14 protein-coding genes are annotated in these 17,559 nt (G+C 51.8%); 4 read left to right on the top strand and 10 right to left on the bottom strand.

Features of this window, described 5'->3' with window-relative positions; all coding sequences use genetic code 11:
* Positions 1 to 209: 209 nt before the first annotated feature.
* Positions 210 to 563 (top strand): DUF3693 domain-containing protein, encoded by a 354-nt coding sequence (locus tag RNAN_RS10470; protein WP_008221550.1) that lies wholly within the window; start codon positions 210 to 212, stop codon positions 561 to 563.
* Between the two features lie 74 nt (positions 564 to 637).
* Here the strand turns inward: RNAN_RS10470 and RNAN_RS10465 are convergent, their stop codons facing one another.
* Positions 638 to 1,066, bottom strand: a complete 429-nt coding sequence (locus RNAN_RS10465; protein WP_008221547.1) for a hypothetical protein — start codon at positions 1,064 to 1,066, stop codon at positions 638 to 640.
* Between the two features lie 412 nt (positions 1,067 to 1,478).
* Between RNAN_RS10465 and RNAN_RS10460 the strand changes: the two genes are divergently transcribed.
* Together RNAN_RS10460 and RNAN_RS10455 are read left to right on the top strand one after the other, a co-directional pair.
* Complete coding sequence (locus tag RNAN_RS10460) at positions 1,479 to 2,129, top strand: SGNH/GDSL hydrolase family protein (protein WP_237739910.1); 651 nt, start codon at positions 1,479 to 1,481, stop codon at positions 2,127 to 2,129.
* 11 nt (positions 2,130 to 2,140) lie between these two features.
* On the top strand, positions 2,141 to 2,740 hold the full coding sequence (locus tag RNAN_RS10455; protein WP_008221542.1) for a DUF938 domain-containing protein: 600 nt from the start codon (positions 2,141 to 2,143) through the stop codon (positions 2,738 to 2,740).
* Here RNAN_RS10455 and RNAN_RS10450 read toward each other — a convergent pair.
* The 3 genes from RNAN_RS10450 to RNAN_RS10440 are packed head-to-tail and all read right to left on the bottom strand — an operon-like array spanning position 2,727 to position 6,031.
* Complete coding sequence (locus RNAN_RS10450) at positions 2,727 to 3,890, bottom strand: GNAT family N-acetyltransferase (RefSeq protein WP_008221540.1); 1,164 nt, start codon at positions 3,888 to 3,890, stop codon at positions 2,727 to 2,729. The genes RNAN_RS10455 and RNAN_RS10450 overlap by 14 nt on opposite strands.
* Entirely contained in the window at positions 3,891 to 5,144 is a 1,254-nt protein-coding gene (gene kynU / locus RNAN_RS10445) for a kynureninase (RefSeq protein WP_008221538.1), read from the bottom strand.
* On the bottom strand, positions 5,141 to 6,031 hold the full coding sequence (locus RNAN_RS10440) for an alpha/beta hydrolase (RefSeq protein WP_008221536.1): 891 nt from the start codon (positions 6,029 to 6,031) through the stop codon (positions 5,141 to 5,143). Before RNAN_RS10440 ends, kynU begins: the two co-directional genes overlap by 4 nt.
* A gap of 198 nt (positions 6,032 to 6,229) precedes the next feature.
* Between RNAN_RS10440 and yghU the strand changes: the two genes are divergently transcribed.
* The gene (gene yghU / locus RNAN_RS10435) at positions 6,230 to 7,069 is read left to right on the top strand and encodes a glutathione-dependent disulfide-bond oxidoreductase (protein WP_040552012.1); all 840 of its coding nucleotides are present in this window, start codon (positions 6,230 to 6,232) and stop codon (positions 7,067 to 7,069) included.
* 39 nt (positions 7,070 to 7,108) lie between these two features.
* On the opposite strand, the gene RNAN_RS10430 is transcribed toward yghU, so the two are convergent.
* From RNAN_RS10430 to RNAN_RS10405, 6 genes are all read right to left on the bottom strand, one after another.
* The gene (locus tag RNAN_RS10430; protein ID WP_008221533.1) at positions 7,109 to 7,930 is read right to left on the bottom strand and encodes a MipA/OmpV family protein; all 822 of its coding nucleotides are present in this window, start codon (positions 7,928 to 7,930) and stop codon (positions 7,109 to 7,111) included.
* A 132-nt stretch (positions 7,931 to 8,062) separates the two neighbouring features.
* Positions 8,063 to 9,487, bottom strand: a complete 1,425-nt coding sequence (locus RNAN_RS10425) for a ribonuclease J (protein ID WP_008221530.1) — start codon at positions 9,485 to 9,487, stop codon at positions 8,063 to 8,065.
* Positions 9,484 to 12,573: an efflux RND transporter permease subunit gene (locus tag RNAN_RS10420; RefSeq protein ID WP_008221528.1), complete on the bottom strand. Its 3,090-nt coding sequence runs from the start codon at positions 12,571 to 12,573 to the stop codon at positions 9,484 to 9,486. Before RNAN_RS10420 ends, RNAN_RS10425 begins: the two co-directional genes overlap by 4 nt.
* Entirely contained in the window at positions 12,570 to 13,634 is a 1,065-nt protein-coding gene (locus RNAN_RS10415; RefSeq protein WP_008221526.1) for an efflux RND transporter periplasmic adaptor subunit, read from the bottom strand. Before RNAN_RS10415 ends, RNAN_RS10420 begins: the two co-directional genes overlap by 4 nt.
* Positions 13,635 to 13,863: 229 nt before the next feature.
* A complete protein-coding gene (locus tag RNAN_RS10410) occupies positions 13,864 to 15,732 on the bottom strand; it encodes a DUF885 domain-containing protein (protein WP_008221524.1) in 1,869 nt (622 codons plus the stop codon).
* A gap of 93 nt (positions 15,733 to 15,825) precedes the next feature.
* Positions 15,826 to 17,508 (bottom strand): NAD-dependent malic enzyme, encoded by a 1,683-nt coding sequence (locus RNAN_RS10405; protein WP_008221522.1) that lies wholly within the window; start codon positions 17,506 to 17,508, stop codon positions 15,826 to 15,828.
* Positions 17,509 to 17,559 lie beyond the last annotated feature (51 nt).

Raw genomic sequence — 17,559 nt, 5'->3', positions numbered from 1 at the left:
TGTGAAAAAAATTCAGAATCCCGTCGGGCCCTCTTAATGTCTCGGACTATGCGAACGCTAAACGGTTGTTTATGCGCCTTAAGTTTTCCTAAATCGTTAATATCCATGCTGCCAGCCCTAAGTTATACTTGATTAGATAACAAGCGTTCGCAAATCTGCGAACAGGAAAATATTAGTTCGCAAAGTTGCGAATTGTCAAGGGGTGTTTAATGTTCAGTGCTGATATGCTTGCAGAGTTAAAGAAAGCTAAGGGCTACAGCAAGGATGCTGAGATTTTAGAAGTGCTACCGAAAAGCACGAGAAGCATAGTGTCTGAGATAAAATCAGGAAAAAGGCACCTAACAGAAGAACAAGCGTTATTCATTGCACATGAGTGCGGTTTAAATGTGCAGTGGGTTTTGGTGCAGTTGGCAGAGGAAACCGCAAAGACAGAAGAAGCTAAAACCGTATGGCACGATTTAGCAAAAAAGATTAGACGGTCAGCAACAGCCGCATTACTGGCCGTAATTGTTATTTTTGGCGGTTTGAATCAGAACAGCGAGCCTAGCGCCTTAGGCGTGTAATTATCATATCCTATAATGTATATTATGTTAAATTAAGTATTTGCCCGAAAGGATTAATCCCTTGGCGTTACACGCTATCCCTCTTTTTCACCTCCATCCGTCATATACTCGTCTAGATAATTTGGTGTGTAGACGCCCTTAACTTTGATGCTGACATCTGGATTTGCGATTTTGTTTTCAGCCTTTAGCTTGTGCCAAATAAAGTGCAGCGTTTTATAATTCTGAAAGTCGGCACCGACAAAACGGATAACTAAAATTGCTGCTACGAATGTCGTAATAGCAAAGACAAAGTTTACCAAACTCGGTTTTGCTAGTAGCGGTAATAGCCCACTCATGCCAACTATTAGTAAGAGCATGGATGCCCAAAATGAATACAGCACTTCACTTTTAGCAAATCCGCCAAACTCGATGGCAATCTTGTCATTTACTGGCCTGAGATACTGCGCTACGCGTTTTAACTGACGAATGGTGGCATAGTCCTTTAAGTAAATTTCTCTGAGCATCTTTGCTTCTTCGGGGGTTACTCTGATACCAGATGCCAGCGCAAAAGCTTCTTCTTCTATTCGTTTATCGACAAAATTTACGAGCGGAGACTGGGCCGAAATATGCGTTTTAATCTCTATTAGTCTTTTTAACTCGCGTTTTAGGTAGTATTCGTCATGTGTATCCTCTCAACCTGATTTTCATTAAAAAAGGGGCTTTTGCCCCTTTCTATCATTTCAATTATGTTAAATTAATAATTATCACGTGGTTACTTGAGCTTTGAAACTGTTGCTAATTAGCTGACGAGTTTTATTATAATGCCACATAAGTTATTCAGATCATTGGGTTAATATCTCCGTGTATCTATTGTCCTTACAATGGTGGTTGCTCACCCTGCTCTGTTGGCCGCTGCTGTTGTGGCAAGGCAAGCGGGTGCGTAAACTTGCTCTACGTTTGCCGGAGGCTGCTGGGCTGCGGGCTGGCGTGTCGGGCGATGCACAGCTTGCGCCGCTGCGGGTATTGATCTGTGGCGATTCGGCCGCTGCCGGTGTGGGGGTAACACAGCAAGACGATGCGCTTAGCGGCCAGTTGGTGCGTTTATTGGCCACGCAATACCAGGTGCAGTGGCGGCTGGAAGCACAAACCGGGCTGGACAGCGCCGCTTTGGCTGCTCGATTGGCAAAACTTAACGGCCAGAGTTTTGATCTGGTGGTGTTGTCTGTTGGCGTTAACGATGTCACATCGCTTTGCTCTGCCCGCCGTTTTCGCCGCCAGCTTGCCAGGTGCCTACAGCTGTTACAGCAGCAAAACGGGCAGCCGCGGGTATTATTTAGTGCGATACCGCCGATGCAGCACTTTAGTGCACTGCCCGCTCCGCTTAATTACTGGCTAGGGCTTAACGCCAAAATATTAAACCACAGCGCGATAAGCTTGCTGCAACGCTGGCCGAAGGCTTGCTATGTTGCTACCGCGAATAATGTATCAGCCGCTATGCTCTCAGCGGATGGCTTTCACCCGTCGGCTGATGGCTATCGGCATTGGGCACAGCAGCTGTTTGCCTATAGTAAACAGCGCGGTTTTTAAGGTAATTGCGAATGTATAACGATCTACCCTTTTCACAAGCCTGTGAAAACAACAAAGCCCCGATTTTAGCAGTGCTGCAACAAGCGTTTGCCGATTGCACTCAAGTGTTGGAAATTGGTAGCGGCACCGGGCAGCATGCGGTGCATTTTGCGGCAGCCTTGCCCAAGCTAATTTGGCAAACGAGTGACCAGCCTCAATATTTATCTACCCTGGCGGAACGTGTGCGCCGTTCAGCGCTAACTAACCTGCCGCCGCCTTTGCCGTTAGATATACGCGACACTATGTCGTTATCTAAACAATACGACGGTATTTTTAGCGCTAATACGCTGCATATTATGCCGTGGCCGGTGGTGCAGCAGCTATTTGCACGATTAAACGACTTTTGTACGGCAGAGGCAACCTTGTGTATCTACGGCCCTTTTAATTACAACGGCAGGTTTACCAGTAGTAGTAATCAGGCTTTTGATACCAGTTTAAAAAGCCGCGATGCTGCAATGGGTATTCGTGATAGTGAGCAGGTTGTGCTGTTAGCGCAGCAGCAAAGGTTTGTTTTACAGCAGGACATCAGTATGCCGGCAAATAATCGCTTGCTCTGGTTTAGGCGCCAGTAAGTTTAAACGGTAACGCTTGCTGTGCCTGCTGGCGATAAAGTGCTAGCTGCCTGGCTTCCTGCTGAAAATAATCCGCAATGGCGCGGCTTAGCGGCGTGTCGGCGAACAGATAATTGCCGTAACGCGTTACAGGTTCAAAGCCGCGTTTTAACTTATGTTCGCCCTGAGCGCCGGCATCAAAGTATTTAAGATCCTGCTTAATACAGTATTCAATACCCTGGTAATAACACAGCTCAAAGTGCAGTTTATCGGCATCGACAAGGGCGCCCCAGTAGCGGCCGTATAACGTGTCTTCGCTTTTAAAACACAAAGCCATCGCCTGTATGTTGTCGTCACTACTTAACGCAGCAAATACTACCAGCTGCTGCGACATGGTTTGCCCCAACTGATAGAAACTCTCGCCACTGATATAGCCGTGATGGCCTGAGCGCTTTACATAGGTAGCCTGATAACAGCGGATAATCGCCTGCCAGTGCTGCGCGCTAAGCTCACTGCCTAAAAACGTAACCAGTTTTATGCCGCTTACTGCGCTGCGCTCCTGCCTTATCTGCTTACGCTTACGGGCATTAAGGCCTGCCAAGTAATCGTCAAAACACTGATAGGCTTTGTTATGCCATAAAAACTGCACATCGTGGCGGGCTACAAAGCCCTGTTGTAGCAGCTTTTTATGTAACGCGTGACCAACATAAAGCCACTGCACACTGTAAAACTGTCGTTTGGCCAGCGCTTGTTTTAACGTATCGCAGATCAGCGTCAAAATGGTGTCAAAAGCGACAGTATCGGCTGCAAGTGCTGGCAGCATACCCAGCCTTGGCCCGGTGGCAGGCGTAAAAGGTATGGCCGCAATCCACTTTGGATAATATGGCAGCGCAAACTGGCGATACGCATCGGCAATTTGCCAGTCGAACAGATACTCGCCATAAGAGTGCTGTTTTATATAGCCCGGCACGGCGGCAACCAGCGCATCGTCCTGCCAGAGTGTCAGGTGTTGGCTGTGCCAACCGGTTTGGCCATCAACACTGCCGCCCTGCTCCAGTGCCAGTAAAAAGCGGTGCTGGCAAAACGGATAACCACTCTCTGTGGTAAATAGCGCATCCCACTGCGCTGCAGTGACCTCTGATAAGCTGGGTAGCCAACGTACGTTCAGCAATCAGGTCACCTTGTGCTTTACCTGATACTCGGTTTTTAAATACTCGCCGCTTCGCATCACATCGGCCAGAATCTCAACCGCGGTCCAGATGTCGACATAGCGTAAATACAGCGGGGTAAAACCGAGCCGCAGTATGTCCGGTGCCCGAAAATCAGCAATAACGCCCTGCTTAATCAGTGCCTGACACAGCGCATACGCATCCGGATGGCGATACGCCAGCTGGCTACCTCGCTCGTCTGCGTTATAGGGTGTAATGCGCTCAAGCCCCCGTAAACACTCATGCTGGCTTAGCAGCTGCTGAAAACAGTCACTCAGTGCCAGTGACTTTTGCCGCAGCTGCTGCATGTCAACATCAGCAAACACCTCAAGCGCCGCGTCCAGCACGCTCATTGACAGCACCGCTGGTGTGCCGGTAAGAAACTGTGCAATGCCGGGGGCTTTTTCATAGCGAGTATCAAAACTAAACGGGGTTTTGTGTCCCATCCAGCCGGTTAATGGCTGGCTAATTGTGCTGTGATGGCGCCTGGCGGCATAAATAAAGGCCGGTGCGCCCGGGCCACCGTTAAAGTATTTGTAACCACAGCCTATGGCAAAGTCGACATTGCACTCATCAACCGCTACGGGCAAGGCGCCGGCGCTGTGAGCCAGATCCCAGATCACCAGAGCGCCCTTGTCTTGTGCCAGCCGGGTCAGCTTAGCCATATCAAACAGCCGGCCGCTACGAAAATCGACCTGAGTTAGCAGTAACACCGCCACCTCTTGATTAATCGCAGCTTCCAGTTTCGCATCATCGACCAATTTAAGTTGGCAGCGCTGTGTACCGGTGACTTGCGACAAGCCTTCGACCATATATAAATCGGTAGGAAAATTGCCGTTAACAGACAGTACCGTGTGGCGCTTGGGTTGCAGCGACAGCGCCGCACACAGCACCTTAAACAGGTTTACTGATGTCGAGTCGCAGCACACCACTTGCCCCGGTGCAGCGCCTATTAAACGGCCGATTTTATCGCCCACGCTAAAGGGCAAATCTATCCAGTTGTGGCGGTTCCAACTGGTAATTAAGTGCTCGCCCCATTGCTGGCTAACCACCTCTGCGGCGCGTTCAGCAGCAATTTTCGGCATGGCGCCCAGCGAATTGCCATCCAGATACAGTGTGTTATCCGGCAAATGAAAGGCCGCCCGCTTGGCTAAAAGCGGATCGTCCAGATCGCACTGCTTCAGCGCGGCATAGGTTAATTTAACATCATGAGTCACTTGGCGAACTGCTCCTGTAACTGTTGTAGCACCGTGGCAAAAGCCGCCGTGTGTGGATGCAGCCAGTCAAAATGGCCAGCACCTTCGACAACTTTGTAGGCAATGCCGCTCTGTGTAGCCTGACTTAGCGGCACTATAGTATCGCTGCTGCCATGTAGCAACAGTGTGTTAGCCACTAACGGTTGGCCTTGTGGGCTGGCCAGCTTGTAGCGGCCAGGAAACTGCGTGGCGTCGCCGCCAATAAAACCTGCGGTAGCACGCTGACAGCCGTTGCTGCCGGCGCTGTATAAGGTTAAATCGGTTATCGCCGCTAAACCCAATACGGCTTTTGCCGGCACTTGCTTAGTATTGGCAGCGGCTAACAGCGCAAGCTGTCCACCGGCCGAATGGCCGGCTATGGCAACACGGTTTTTGTCCAGCGGATAACCATTGAGGTTATTAAATGCAAAGCTTACGGCCTGTTTTACATCTTGCAGGCTACCTGGCCAGCCGCCACCTTCATCCCCCACCCGGCGGTATTCTACCGACCAGACGGCAATGCCCTGTGCTGCCATGGCTTGGGCAAAAGCGGTGGCATGGGTTAGATCGTAAGTGTTTAACCAGCAACCGCCGTGCACAAAGATCAGTAACGGCAGCATGGTTTTCGCATCAATTTGGTCAGTAATGTGGTCTGCGTGCCGAGCCGGCAAATACAAACGGCCAAACTGCAAAGGCCCGGGGCCATAAGCGATTTGCATGCTGCTGTCAGAGTGAGCCTGCGCTGCCAGGCTGCTGTAACTGACATTTACCGGTTGGCTGATGTTTTGTGGTGTGTTAGCGGTCGGCAAAGCTGTGCTGCAAGCGGTAAGCAACAGGGCGGCTTTGAGTAATATTAAACGTTTAATCATAAACTTAGCTGTTAATTTGTGTGGTATGGGCCCAGTGTATGTCAGCGGCGTAGTATGCGTTATGCTTATTTGTTATGGCTTAGTGGTAAAAACGCTACCCGGATCAGCCGCTTGGCTTGTATTTTTGCGCTGTTTTACCCATATCAGCGTAGTAGTAAGGCTTTTGCAACGGCTATCAGCAATGTAATAGGAGCAAACATGAGTTCACCGTATATACTGCCTAAAGTCTGGACCTGGGATGCTGCCAATGGCGGGCAGTTTGCCAGTATTAACCGGCCAATATCGGGCGCGACCCATGAAAAAGCACTGCCAAAAGGCAAACAACCGCTACAACTTTATTCACTGGCAACGCCTAACGGCGTAAAAGTGACCATTATGCTGGAAGAGTTACTTGAGCTTGGCAAAACCAATGCCGAGTACGATGCCTGGCTTATCAGTATTAAAGATGGCGACCAGTTTGGCAGTGGCTTTGTGGAGATTAATCCCAATTCCAAAATTCCGGCGCTGTTAGATACCACTACCGGCAGCCGCGTGTTTGAGTCGGGTTCGATCTTGTTGTACCTGGCAGAGAAGTTCGGTGCTTTTTTACCCACAGATCCTGCTAAGCGCACTGAAGCGTTAAACTGGCTGTTCTGGCAAATGGGTAGCGCGCCCTTTGTCGGCGGCGGCTTTGGTCATTTTTATGCCTATGCACCAGAAAAGTACGAGTACCCGATTAACCGCTATGCGATGGAAACCAAACGCCAGTTGGATGTGTTAGATAAACAGCTGGCTAAACACGCCTTTGTTGCCGGCGACGAATACAGCATTGCGGATATGGCGATCTGGCCCTGGTATGGTGGCCTGGTGCTGGGCCGCTTGTACGACGCGGCAGAATTTCTCGATGTTGCCAGCTATAAGCATGTGCTGCGCTGGGCCAAACAGCTTGACCAGCGCCCGGCGGTGCAACGTGGGTATATGGTAAACCGAAATTGGGGTGATGGCCCCAAGCTGCCAGAGCGACACAGCAGTGCCGACTTTAATAATGTCCGCGGATAAAATAGTCATTGTGAACAGCTGGTGCCGTAAAATACGGCGCTAGTCTGTTACAGTCTGGTTAGATTGCGCCCAGATATAGGTTGCGCCAAGGCCAAAAGACCAGCCGCCGTTTGCTACCATCAGCGGGCTGTCGGCGTTTTTGGCCGGCTGGGTCCATTCATAGCGGGCAAAGCCAAAGCCACGCCATTTATCAGAAAACTTTTTGCCCACTGTAAAGCCGGTGCGCAGCGCAATTAAGCCGGCTTTGGCATCAAACAGCGGCCGTTGTGCGGTAACATCGGCTGGCGTCACCTGATAAAAATAATCATTAAGTTTTTCGCTGCCAAACACTGAACTGATATTAAACGAATAAAAGGTGCCACTGTCCGTTGTTATGTCGCTGACCAGGCCAGGCTCAAAGCTAAAACCGCTGTAGTTAAACCGTTCTTCAATATCAAACACGGCCCGTAGCGGAAAATCTGCCCTTAGCCTGGCACCGAACAGGTTTTCGCTTAAGGTCCAGCGTAATCTGGGCCCAACCTCTATCAAGGTGCCTAAATCAGCCATGCCATTACGTACAGCGATATCGCCATCTGATGAGCCAAGCGCACCGGCAAAGCCGATATCTAATTCCAACCTGTCGGTTTTAAGCGCGCGCAAACCCACATTACTGCGATCAGCCCGCAGTATCTCGCCGCGGTATATCAGATATGGCAGCACAAAGTTACGCCGTACCATCTGATCAGAGCCCGGGTAAGCCAACTGGTTGATATTAATGCCTGCCAAGCCAGCTTCCCACAGCGGTAAAGCCGGTTGTGCTGCACGGCTAAGCGGACTGATTAACAGCAAACTACAAATTGTTACTACACGACACGCTGTCATCTGTGCTCCGTGGTTAAAAACAGTTGCAATAGCATACGCACCTTAATGCTGCAGCTTGTATAGGCGCAAGCCATTAGTGTTAATACGCAAACGTTACGGCTACGGCTCAGTTGCGCAACTCTGTTGCGATAATCAGTCACGTGCTATGGCAATGCGCCCTGCTTTGGCAAAGTTCGGCCACAGCCGTGGCTTAGGCGCTAACACAAACAGATCGCCATTGTTACCGGTTAGCTGCTGGCCAACACCGGCGGTTTTGGCCACTTCGCTGTTGGCTGCCATATGCTGCGCTTCACCGTGTACCGGTACGGCCAGCTGGGGTTTGACCCAGCGATAGAGTAAATCCAGCTCGCCCCGACACGGGTGGCCAGAGACATGGATTGGCAGCTCAGTATCGTGTTTTTGCAGGGTGTTGATGTTACGGGCGCGAAATTTATCCACCAGCCGGCTAATCAGCATTTCATTGCCGGGGATAATAATGGCGCTGAAAATGACTAAATCGCCGGGTTCCAGTGATAACTGCGGATGCCTGTCATCGGCCAGCTTATTTAGCGCGGCACGGGGTTCTCCCTGACAGCCGGTGGCCAGCACCAATACTTCGTCTTTGGCTAGATAGCCTATGTGTTCGGCGTCGGCCAGCGTGAGCTCAGCCGGCCAATAACCGGTTGCCCGTGCCGCGCCAACCATATTGTGTAAAGCGCGGCCCATCAGCGCCAGATAACGGCCGGTTTTAGCGGCAATGCGCGCCAGCGATATTAACCGGCCAACATTAGAGCTAAAGCTGGTGACCACAACCCGCCCTGTGGCTTGCGCTATTACCTGCTCCAGCGCTTTAGCACAGTCAGACTCTGAAATGGAAAAGCCATCACGCAGCGCATTGGTGGAGTCGCACACCATGGCAGTAATATTTTGCTGCCCCAAGCGTTTAAAGGGCGCGGCTTTAAAAGCGCGGCCGGTAATGGGGCTGGCGTCCATTTTCCAATCAGCGGTATGAAATACCTTGCCCGCTGCGGTTTTAATAATAAGCGCCTGCGGCTCGGGTATAGAGTGGGTTATCGCCTGAAAATGTACGGTAAAAGGGCCGATATTGACGGTGCCGCCGGAGGCAACTTCAATAATCGGCATGCTCTGAGCCAAGCCGGTGCCGGAGAGTTTACGGCGCAGCACTTCAGCGGTAAACGGCGTGGTATATACCGGGCATTGCAAGCGTGGCCATAATGCCGGCAAGGCACCGATATGATCTTCATGGGCGTGGGTAATAATAATGCCGCAAAGTATATCGCGCCGGGCGCTGATAAAGGCGGGATCGGCGGCCAGCACCTCGGCCGACGCTAAGGGGCTGTTGGGCTGATAGTCTGGCGACAGCGGATTGTTAAAGGTTACGCCGCAGTCCACCATTAACCAGCGGCCGGCATGACCGTATAAATTCAGGTTCATGCCAATTTCGCCGCAGCCGCCCAGCGGTAAAAACCACAGATCATTTACGCCGGGATCTTTTAGGGCAATAGCATCAGCCGCTTGGGGGTTATTAATAGTTGCCTCCGGGTTGCTGTAGATCACTCAAGTTGTTCAGCCTGCGCCAGTTCGGTTTCCAGTCGTTTGCTTTCATCGGCTCTGGGTTTGGCAAAACGGGCCAGCGCCAGATAAAGCACCGGCGTTAAATACAAGGTAAACACCACCGCCAAGCCCAAACCGCCAAACACCACCCAGCCAATGGCATTACGGGCTTCAGCACCGGCACCGCTGGATAAAATCAGCGGCAGCGCGCCTAATAAAGTAGATAACAACGTCATCGCAATAGGCCGTAAGCGGATAGCTGCCGCCTGCTCTACAGCCTTTCGTACCTCATAGCCTTGATCGCGCAGCTGATCGGCAAATTCGACCAGCAAAATGGCATTTTTGGCCAGTAGCCCGATCAGCATTACCAAGCCGATTTGCGAGTAAATATTAATAGAGGTGCCGGTTAAAAACAGCGCAAAAATAGCCGCCGCGATACCAAAGGGCACCGTAATCATCACCACCACCGCACTGTTAACGCTTTCAAACTGCGCCGCCAACACTAACAGTACAATGACAAATGCCAGCACATAGGTCAGCGTAACTTCGCGGGCAGTTTCTTCAAAGGTTAAGGCTTCACCTAAGAAAATCAGGCCAATATCACTGGGTAAATGCTGCCCGGCCAGGCTGCGCAGCTGCTCTACCGCTTGTTGCAGTGACAGGCCGGGTGGCAGTTCCATATCAAGTTCTATCGCCCGGCGCTGTGCCTGGCGCTCGAGCTCTGCTGCCACGCCCTCTTCTGAAATAGTCGCCAGGCTAGATAACGGCACTAAGGCGCCAGAGCTGGAGCCAACATACAAATTCGCTAAATCGGTTGGGTCCTGAATTTGCGTACTTTGTGCCTGCAAAATAATGGGTATTGCCTGATCGCCGACGTTTAAATCGGCTAAATCATCGCCGTTAATGGCCACGCGCAAGGTGGTAGCGATATCAGACAAGGGTACGCCAAGCTCCTGTGCGCGGCGCCGGTCGATATTTACCCGCAGTTGCGGCTGGGTTGGCTGATAAGAAATACGCGGTGTGCCAAGTTCTGGCAGCTGTTGCTGTACCACTTTGGCAAAGGCCTGCGCTGCAGCAAAAATGTCAGCATAACTGGAACCGGTTAATGCCAGCTCCAGGCCACCGCCCTGCCCACGCAGGTTTAAACTGTTAGAGCCAAACGCCCGCGCCGGTGCCCCGGGAATAGCGGCCAGCGGGCCACGAATTTCATCAATAATTTCCTGCTGCGAGCGCGAGCGCTCGTCCCAGTGTTTCAGCGGCACCGTAATAAACGCCAGGTTTGGGTCCCACTGGCCTACGACAGTGTAAATTGAGTCAATATCACCACCGTTGACATAAGGCAGTAAAATGTCTTCCATTTGGTCGGCCTGACGGTCCATAAAATTTAAGCCAACGCCGTCCGGGCCACGGGCAAAAATACGCACACTGCCGCGATCTTCGCTTGGCATCAGCTCGCTGGCCAGCTGACTGTGTAAGCTTAACGCGGCAACCGCTGCCACCAGGCTGGCGGCAAAGATCCACCAGGCTTTATCAAGTGAAAAATGCAGGCTGCGCTGATACAGATTAACCAGACGTTGGCCCAGCCCAGACAACATATTGGCGCTGCTGGTTTTTAACGGTAAGCGTGCGGTTAACGCCGGCACCAATGATAAGGCAACAAAAGACGAGATAATCACCGACACCGCCAGTACGCCACCAAACTCGCGGAATAAACGGCCGGCAGTAGAGGGTAAAAAGGCAATCGGCACAAATACGGCTACCAATACCGCCGTGGTGGCGATAACCGCAAAAAACACCTCGCGGGTGCCGATAACCGCAGCAGCGCGTGCGCCCAGCCCCATAGCGCGGCGACGCTGAATATTCTCGGTAACGACAATAGCATCATCAACAATAAGCCCGGTGGCCAGCACCAGGGCCAGCAGGGTTAAAATATTGATGGAAAAGCCCATCAACCAGATAGCGGCCAGCGCGCCGATAAGCGATACCGGAATAGACAGGGCCGGCACTATGGTGGCGCGGCCCGAGCCGATAAACAGCCACAAGGTGGCAACTACCAACACTATTGTGAGTAATAACGAGGTAAACACCTCTTCGACTGAACTTCGGATAAATTCGGCGTCATCTGCTGTTACCTGGATCTCCAGCTCCGGAAAGCGAGTTTGCAACTGTTTAACCAGTGCCAGCACTTCATCAGATATTTCAATGGTGTTAGAGCGGGCCTGGCGGATTACGCCTAAGCCGATTACCGGCTTACCATCCAAACGCACTAAACTCTGCGCATCGGCCGGGCCAAAATACACGGTGGCGACATCACCAATACGGGTGTTGCCGCTGATAATAATGTCTTCTACCTGAGCAGCCGTAACTGAGGTGGCGTCTGCCCGCACAATCAGCTGCTGATCGGTCGATTTCATACTACCGGCCGGCACATCAAACGGCGCCTGGCGCAGTGCGGCCGCGACATCAGTTACCGCCAGATTAAAGCTGGTGAGCCGCAGTGGATCTAATAATACCCGCAGCACCCGCTCACGATCGCCATTTAAACGCACATCGGCCACACCCGGTACGCTTAAAAATAACGGTGCTAAATCAGTTTCTACCCGCTCGGTCAGGCTTTCTAAATCCAGGCTGGCGCTGGACACCGCCAGGCTCACCACCGACTCGGCATCGTTATCCGCTTTGATAATGGATAACCGCTCCACCGCGTCTGGCAAGTCACGCTGAATACGGCTGACCGCTTCGCGGGTTTCGTTAGCTGCATCATCGAGGTTAGTGCCGGGGCGAAATTCTACCCGCACGCGAGAGCTGCCTTCTTCGCTTGACGCATTAATTGATTTAACGCCGCTAACCCGTGCTACGGCGCCCTCCAGTTTACTGGTTACTTCAGTATCAACCGTCTCTGGCGAGCCACCGGGATAAGCGGCAGTAACAGACACTATGGGCCGGTCAACATCAGGCAGCTCGCGCACTTCAATGGCGTTAAGCGCAGCAACGCCGGCGATGATAATCAGCAAATTGAGTACAACAATCAGCACCGGCCGGCGGATAGATAATGAGGGTAAATCGTTTAATGGGTTTTGTAGCTTCATTGTGCAGCAACCTCTGTCTGGGTTGCGCTTTGCTGATTGGCGGCCCGCACTAACTGGCCATCACGCAGGGTTTGCACGCCCTCCACAATCAGCTGATCGCCTGTGGTTAACGCCCCTGCCACCAATAAACGCCCGCTTAGACGCTGTTTAATTTGCACATCTACCCGTTTGGCTTTGCCCTGTTCTGCCAGCCAGACATAGGCACTGGTAGCGCCCCACAACAGTGCAGCTTCGGGCACTACCGCGTAAGACTCGCCAGCCAGTTGCAAGCGCACGCGAAAACTCATGCCGGGGCGAAAGCTGTCACTGCTGTTATCAAGCAGCGCGCGCACCCGGATGCTGCGGTTACTGCTGTCGATGCGCGAGTCTAGCTCAGCAATTTTGGCGCTAATGCTATGGCCCTGTGCTTGCCAGGGTGATAACTCGACGCTGGCATTGCCCTGCAAAATCGGTAGTGCATCTTCCGGCGCGTTAAAGTTAATCAGCAGCTGTGAACGATCATCAATGGTGGTAATAGCGGTTTGTTGACTAATACGATCGCCCGGCTCAACATCGGTCAAGCCGACTACACCACTAAAAGGCGCACGCACCACTCTGTCTTCCAGTTCGGTTTTTGCCTCTGCCAACTGCACTTGCAGTAAATCCCGGGCGGTAATGGCATCGTCCAGTACGCTTTGCGCAATAGCGCCCCGTTCGCGGCTTTCCTGCAGCCTTGCCACGGTGCGCTGTGCATCGCGCAGCTGAATAGTAGCGCGCTCAACAGCCACTTGCTGGCGGCGTGAGTCCAGCTCAACTAATACCTGGCCCTTGTCGATACGCTGTCCTGGCACGAAATTAACCGCGGTAACTCTGTCTGCTACTGCTGGATATAACACAACCGAGCGGATCGCCTCGGCACTGCCAACCGCTTCCACCCGGCTGCTTTGCTGCTCAAAGGTTACTGCCTGGGTGATCACCTGAGCGGCGCGGCCACCGCCGGCCGTTTGTGCTTGTATTGCCGGTACCATAGCCACGGCCCAAAGACATAACAGCTGGCATAATGGCTGGCGTAACAACGTCATGTTCTATCCTTTAATTTAATATGATGCAAAAGCAGCGCTTACTATACGAAGCAAAGCTTAACTACAGCAATGCTCTTTACCCTGTCTTTACCAAGCGCTGGTTGAATGGCTGCTTACTATACGGAAATCGTGATGACGTGATCAAAAAAGGCTGTTCATACGCGATGAACAGCCTTTAATTACCGCTAAAACGCGGCTGCGCTTTACGGTTTAGCCAGAGCGGGCTGGTTTAGCTGGCTTTTACACTGGCTATCCAGTTATCTACCCGCTTTTCCAGTACATTCAGCGGCAGTGCACCGCCACCTAAGATAGTGTCGTGAAAGGCGCGGATATCAAACTTGTCACCTAACTGCTGCTGAGCTTTGGCACGAAGCTCAAGTATTTTAATCATGCCAATTTTGTAGGCCGTTGCCTGGCCGGGCCAGACGATATAGCGGCGCACTTCGGAAATCACCGCGCCCTGTGCAATTGGCGTTTTCTCCAGGAAGTAATCAATGGCCTGTTGCTCGGTCCAGCCTTTGCTGTGCAGGCCGGTGTCGACCACTAAGCGCACGGCCCGCCACATTTCAGTGATCAGCCGGCCAAAATCGGAATAAGGGTTTTGATAAGCGCCCATTTCCTTGGCCAACAGCTCTGAATACAGTGCCCAGCCCTCTACATAGGCGGTAAAGCCGGCCTGGGTGCGGAAGGTGGGAACTGATGTCAGCTCCTGCGCGATAGAGATTTGCATATGATGCCCTGGGTTACCCTCATGGTAGGCAATGGCTTCCATTTCATTTTTCGGCATAGAGCGCATATCCGATAAATGCGCGTAGTAAATGCCTGGCCTTGCGCCATCGGGTGTGCCGGGGAAGTAATGCTGGGCTGCACCTGGTTGTTCACGAAACGGCTCTACCCGTTTTACGATCAAATCGGCTTTGGGTAAAATGCCAAAATATTGTGGCAGTTTTTCGTTAATAAAAGCCAGATACTGGCGGGAGTCTTCCAGGTAGCCTTCGCGCCCCTCGTCAGTGTCCGGATAATAAAACTGATCATCGTCTTTGATAAATTTGAAAAACGCTTTTAAATCACCTTTAAAACCCACCTTGTCTTTAATGGCGATCATTTCTGCTGTCAGACGTTCAACTTCGTCCAAACCAATCTGGTGAATTTGCTCCGCGGTCAGATCAGTGGTGGTCGACACTTTTAGGCGGTAGTCGTAATAAGCTTTACCGTCTTTTTGCTTACCCACACCGGTGGCTATCTGCTCGCTTTTCGCCACATCCTGCTCTAACCACTGTTTTAATGCCGTATAGGCCGGTAAAAAATGGCTTTGCAGCGCTACCCGGGTTTGCTCCGTTAGCTGCTGCGCCTGCTCGTCACTTAGTTTGTCGGCTTTTACCAGGGCATCAATTTTCCCCTTGGCATCACTCCACAGCGGGATGTCTTGCTCGCTGTCAGTAAAAGGCGCGCCGTTAATCAGATTAGTAATTTGCTCCAATACACCGTCATAGGCAAATTTGGGCGGGCGTACATCGTGGCTGGCGTTATCCTGTGCGCGCTGCAGCAATTGGGTAATAGCGCGGCTGATGCCTTCTATCCGTTTAACATAAGCCTGCATATCTTCGGCGGTATCAACCTTATGAAAGTTGATCATAATTTGCGGCAGCATGGCATGAATACCCTGCATCTGCGTGAAAATATACGCATTTTTGCGAAACGGCACGCCCTCTTTGGCTTGTTCATACTGGTATACCCAGATGTCGTAAGAGGTTTGCGCTTCTAAATCGAGTTTACTGTAATCAAAATTTGCTTTTAGCTCTGCTACGCTGTCGGCCAGCCAGGCCAACTGTGCGTCTTCTGCCTCAATGGAGGTGTCGTCAACCTGATCATACTTATCTTTACGGCCCAAAAAGGTCATTTGCAACGGGCTTTGCTGCAACTGCTGCTCGTACTTTTCTTCAAACCACTGGTTAAGCCGTTCGGTTTCTGATTGCTGCGCAGCTGCAACTTCTGTGGTGGGGGCAGCCGCTTGTTGTTGTGAAGCAGGCGGCTGAGGCGCTGGGCCGCAACCGCTGATAATACCGGCTATTGCCAGCGCTAACAGAGACTTACGCATAAAAGGGTCCTTGTTGTTTTGGTTATTAACTCAACAAGCCTACCCTCTGCGCGGGCGTTAGTCTAAAACAATTTGTAACCAGCTTTGTCAGCGTCAGGCACTGACGCGTTTATACTGGCGGTACTGCGGCGTCCAGAAATTGTCATCAATTTTCTGCCGTAGCAGTGCATCGTCAAGCTCTAACGCCAGGCCTTGCTGCATCGCCACTTTTGCCACATTAAACGCAATTTGTTTGCTTAAATCAGCCAGGGCGGTAAAAGGTGGCAATAAGCCACCCTCGCCGGTATTGGCGCGTGGTGAGGCTTCAGCCAGCGTTTTACTGGCGGCGCGCAGCATTTCATCACTGATAATACGGGCTTTACAGGCAATCACACCCAGACCAATGCCGGGAAAAATATAGCTGTTATTACACTGCGCGATTGGGTAGCGTTTACCTTGGTATTCTACCGGCGCAAAGGGACTGCCGGTGGCGATAATCACATCGCCCTCTGTCCAGCTAATGACCTGCTCTGGTGTGGCTTCAACCTGCCGTGACGGGTTTGACAGTGGGAATATGATCGGCGTTTCGCAGCCTTTTTTCATTGCCCGCACCACCGCTTCGGTAAATAAGCCGGCCTGACCGGATACACCAATTAACACGCCGGGTTGAGCGCAGTTCATTACATCGCGCAGGCTGGGATACTCGCTGCTGTAGCTCCAGTTGGCGATAGCCTCGGACGATTGTACCAGCGCTTGCTGAAAATCGCGCAGGCCAGGTGTGGTGTCGGTCAGCAGGCCAAGCCGGTCAATCATATAGATTTGGCTACGGGCCTGTTGCTCGCTAATGCCTTCGGCCACCATTTGGCTGATGACTTGCTCAGCAATACCACAACCCGCCGAGCCAGCACCAACAAACACCACTTTTTGCGCCGATAATTTAACGCCTTTGGTCCGACAGGCTGCCAGTAAGGTACCTACCGTTACCGCTGCCGTGCCCTGAATATCATCGTTAAAGCAGCATACCTGCTCGCGGTAGCGCTGCAGCAGCGGCATAGCGTTCGGCTGGGCAAAGTCTTCAAACTGAATAATCGCCTCTGGCCAGCGGCGCTTTACCGCCTGAATAAACAAGTCGACAAACTCATCGTATTCAGTCTGACTAACACGCTTTTGCCGTAATCCCATATACATAGGATCGTTTAACAGCTTTTCATTATTGGTGCCTACATCCAGCATCACCGGTAAAGTATAGGCTGGGCTAATGCCGCCACAGGCGGTGTAAAGTGACAGCTTGCCGATAGAAATACCCATACCGCCAATGCCCTGATCGCCCAGGCCCAGCACGCGCTCGCCGTCTGTCACGACAATTACCTTTACTTTGCGCTTGGTGGCATTACGCAGTACATCATCCAGCTGATAGAGATCGTTGTAGCTGATAAACAGGCCACGGGCGCTGCGGTAAATGTCAGAGAACTGCTCGCAGGCATCACCCACTGTCGGCGTGTAGACTATCGGCAGCATCTCTTCCAGATGCTGCTGCAATAAGCGGTAAAACAGCGTTTCGTTATTGTCCTGAATGGCGCGCAGATAAATATGCTTATTAATGGCGGTATCAAAACTTTTGTATTGCAGGTAAGCGCGGCTAACTTGCTCTTCAATGGTTTCAAAGCGTGGTGGCAGCAAACCGGCCAGGTTAAACGCCAGACGCTCTTCAGCGGTAAAGGCACTGCCTTTGTTTAATAAGGGGGTTTCCAGTAAAGCGGAACCGGCATAGGCGGTATACAGCGGAGACTTTTTCATTGCACTGCTCATGAGTATCTAAACGAAACCGGCCAGGCGCTGCCGTAATAC

It is taken from the genome of Rheinheimera nanhaiensis E407-8 (assembly GCF_000296695.1).
GTDB lineage: Bacteria > Pseudomonadota > Gammaproteobacteria > Enterobacterales > Alteromonadaceae > Alishewanella > Alishewanella nanhaiensis.
This window is presented reverse-complemented; position numbering and strand designations above follow the sequence as displayed.

Coding starts and splice junctions, on each gene's coding strand:
- RNAN_RS10420 (WP_008221528.1), bottom strand. CDS start 12,573: ATGAAGCTACAAAACCCATTAAACGATTTACCCTCATTATCTATCCGC.
- RNAN_RS10465 (WP_008221547.1), bottom strand. CDS start 1,066: ATGCTCAGAGAAATTTACTTAAAGGACTATGCCACCATTCGTCAGTTA.
- RNAN_RS10440 (WP_008221536.1), bottom strand. CDS start 6,031: ATGATTAAACGTTTAATATTACTCAAAGCCGCCCTGTTGCTTACCGCT.
- RNAN_RS10415 (WP_008221526.1), bottom strand. CDS start 13,634: ATGACGTTGTTACGCCAGCCATTATGCCAGCTGTTATGTCTTTGGGCC.
- RNAN_RS10455 (WP_008221542.1), top strand. CDS start 2,141: ATGTATAACGATCTACCCTTTTCACAAGCCTGTGAAAACAACAAAGCC.
- RNAN_RS10405 (WP_008221522.1), bottom strand. CDS start 17,508: ATGAAAAAGTCTCCGCTGTATACCGCCTATGCCGGTTCCGCTTTACTG.
- yghU (WP_040552012.1), top strand. CDS start 6,230: ATGAGTTCACCGTATATACTGCCTAAAGTCTGGACCTGGGATGCTGCC.
- RNAN_RS10470 (WP_008221550.1), top strand. CDS start 210: ATGTTCAGTGCTGATATGCTTGCAGAGTTAAAGAAAGCTAAGGGCTAC.
- RNAN_RS10410 (WP_008221524.1), bottom strand. CDS start 15,732: ATGCGTAAGTCTCTGTTAGCGCTGGCAATAGCCGGTATTATCAGCGGT.
- RNAN_RS10430 (WP_008221533.1), bottom strand. CDS start 7,930: ATGACAGCGTGTCGTGTAGTAACAATTTGTAGTTTGCTGTTAATCAGT.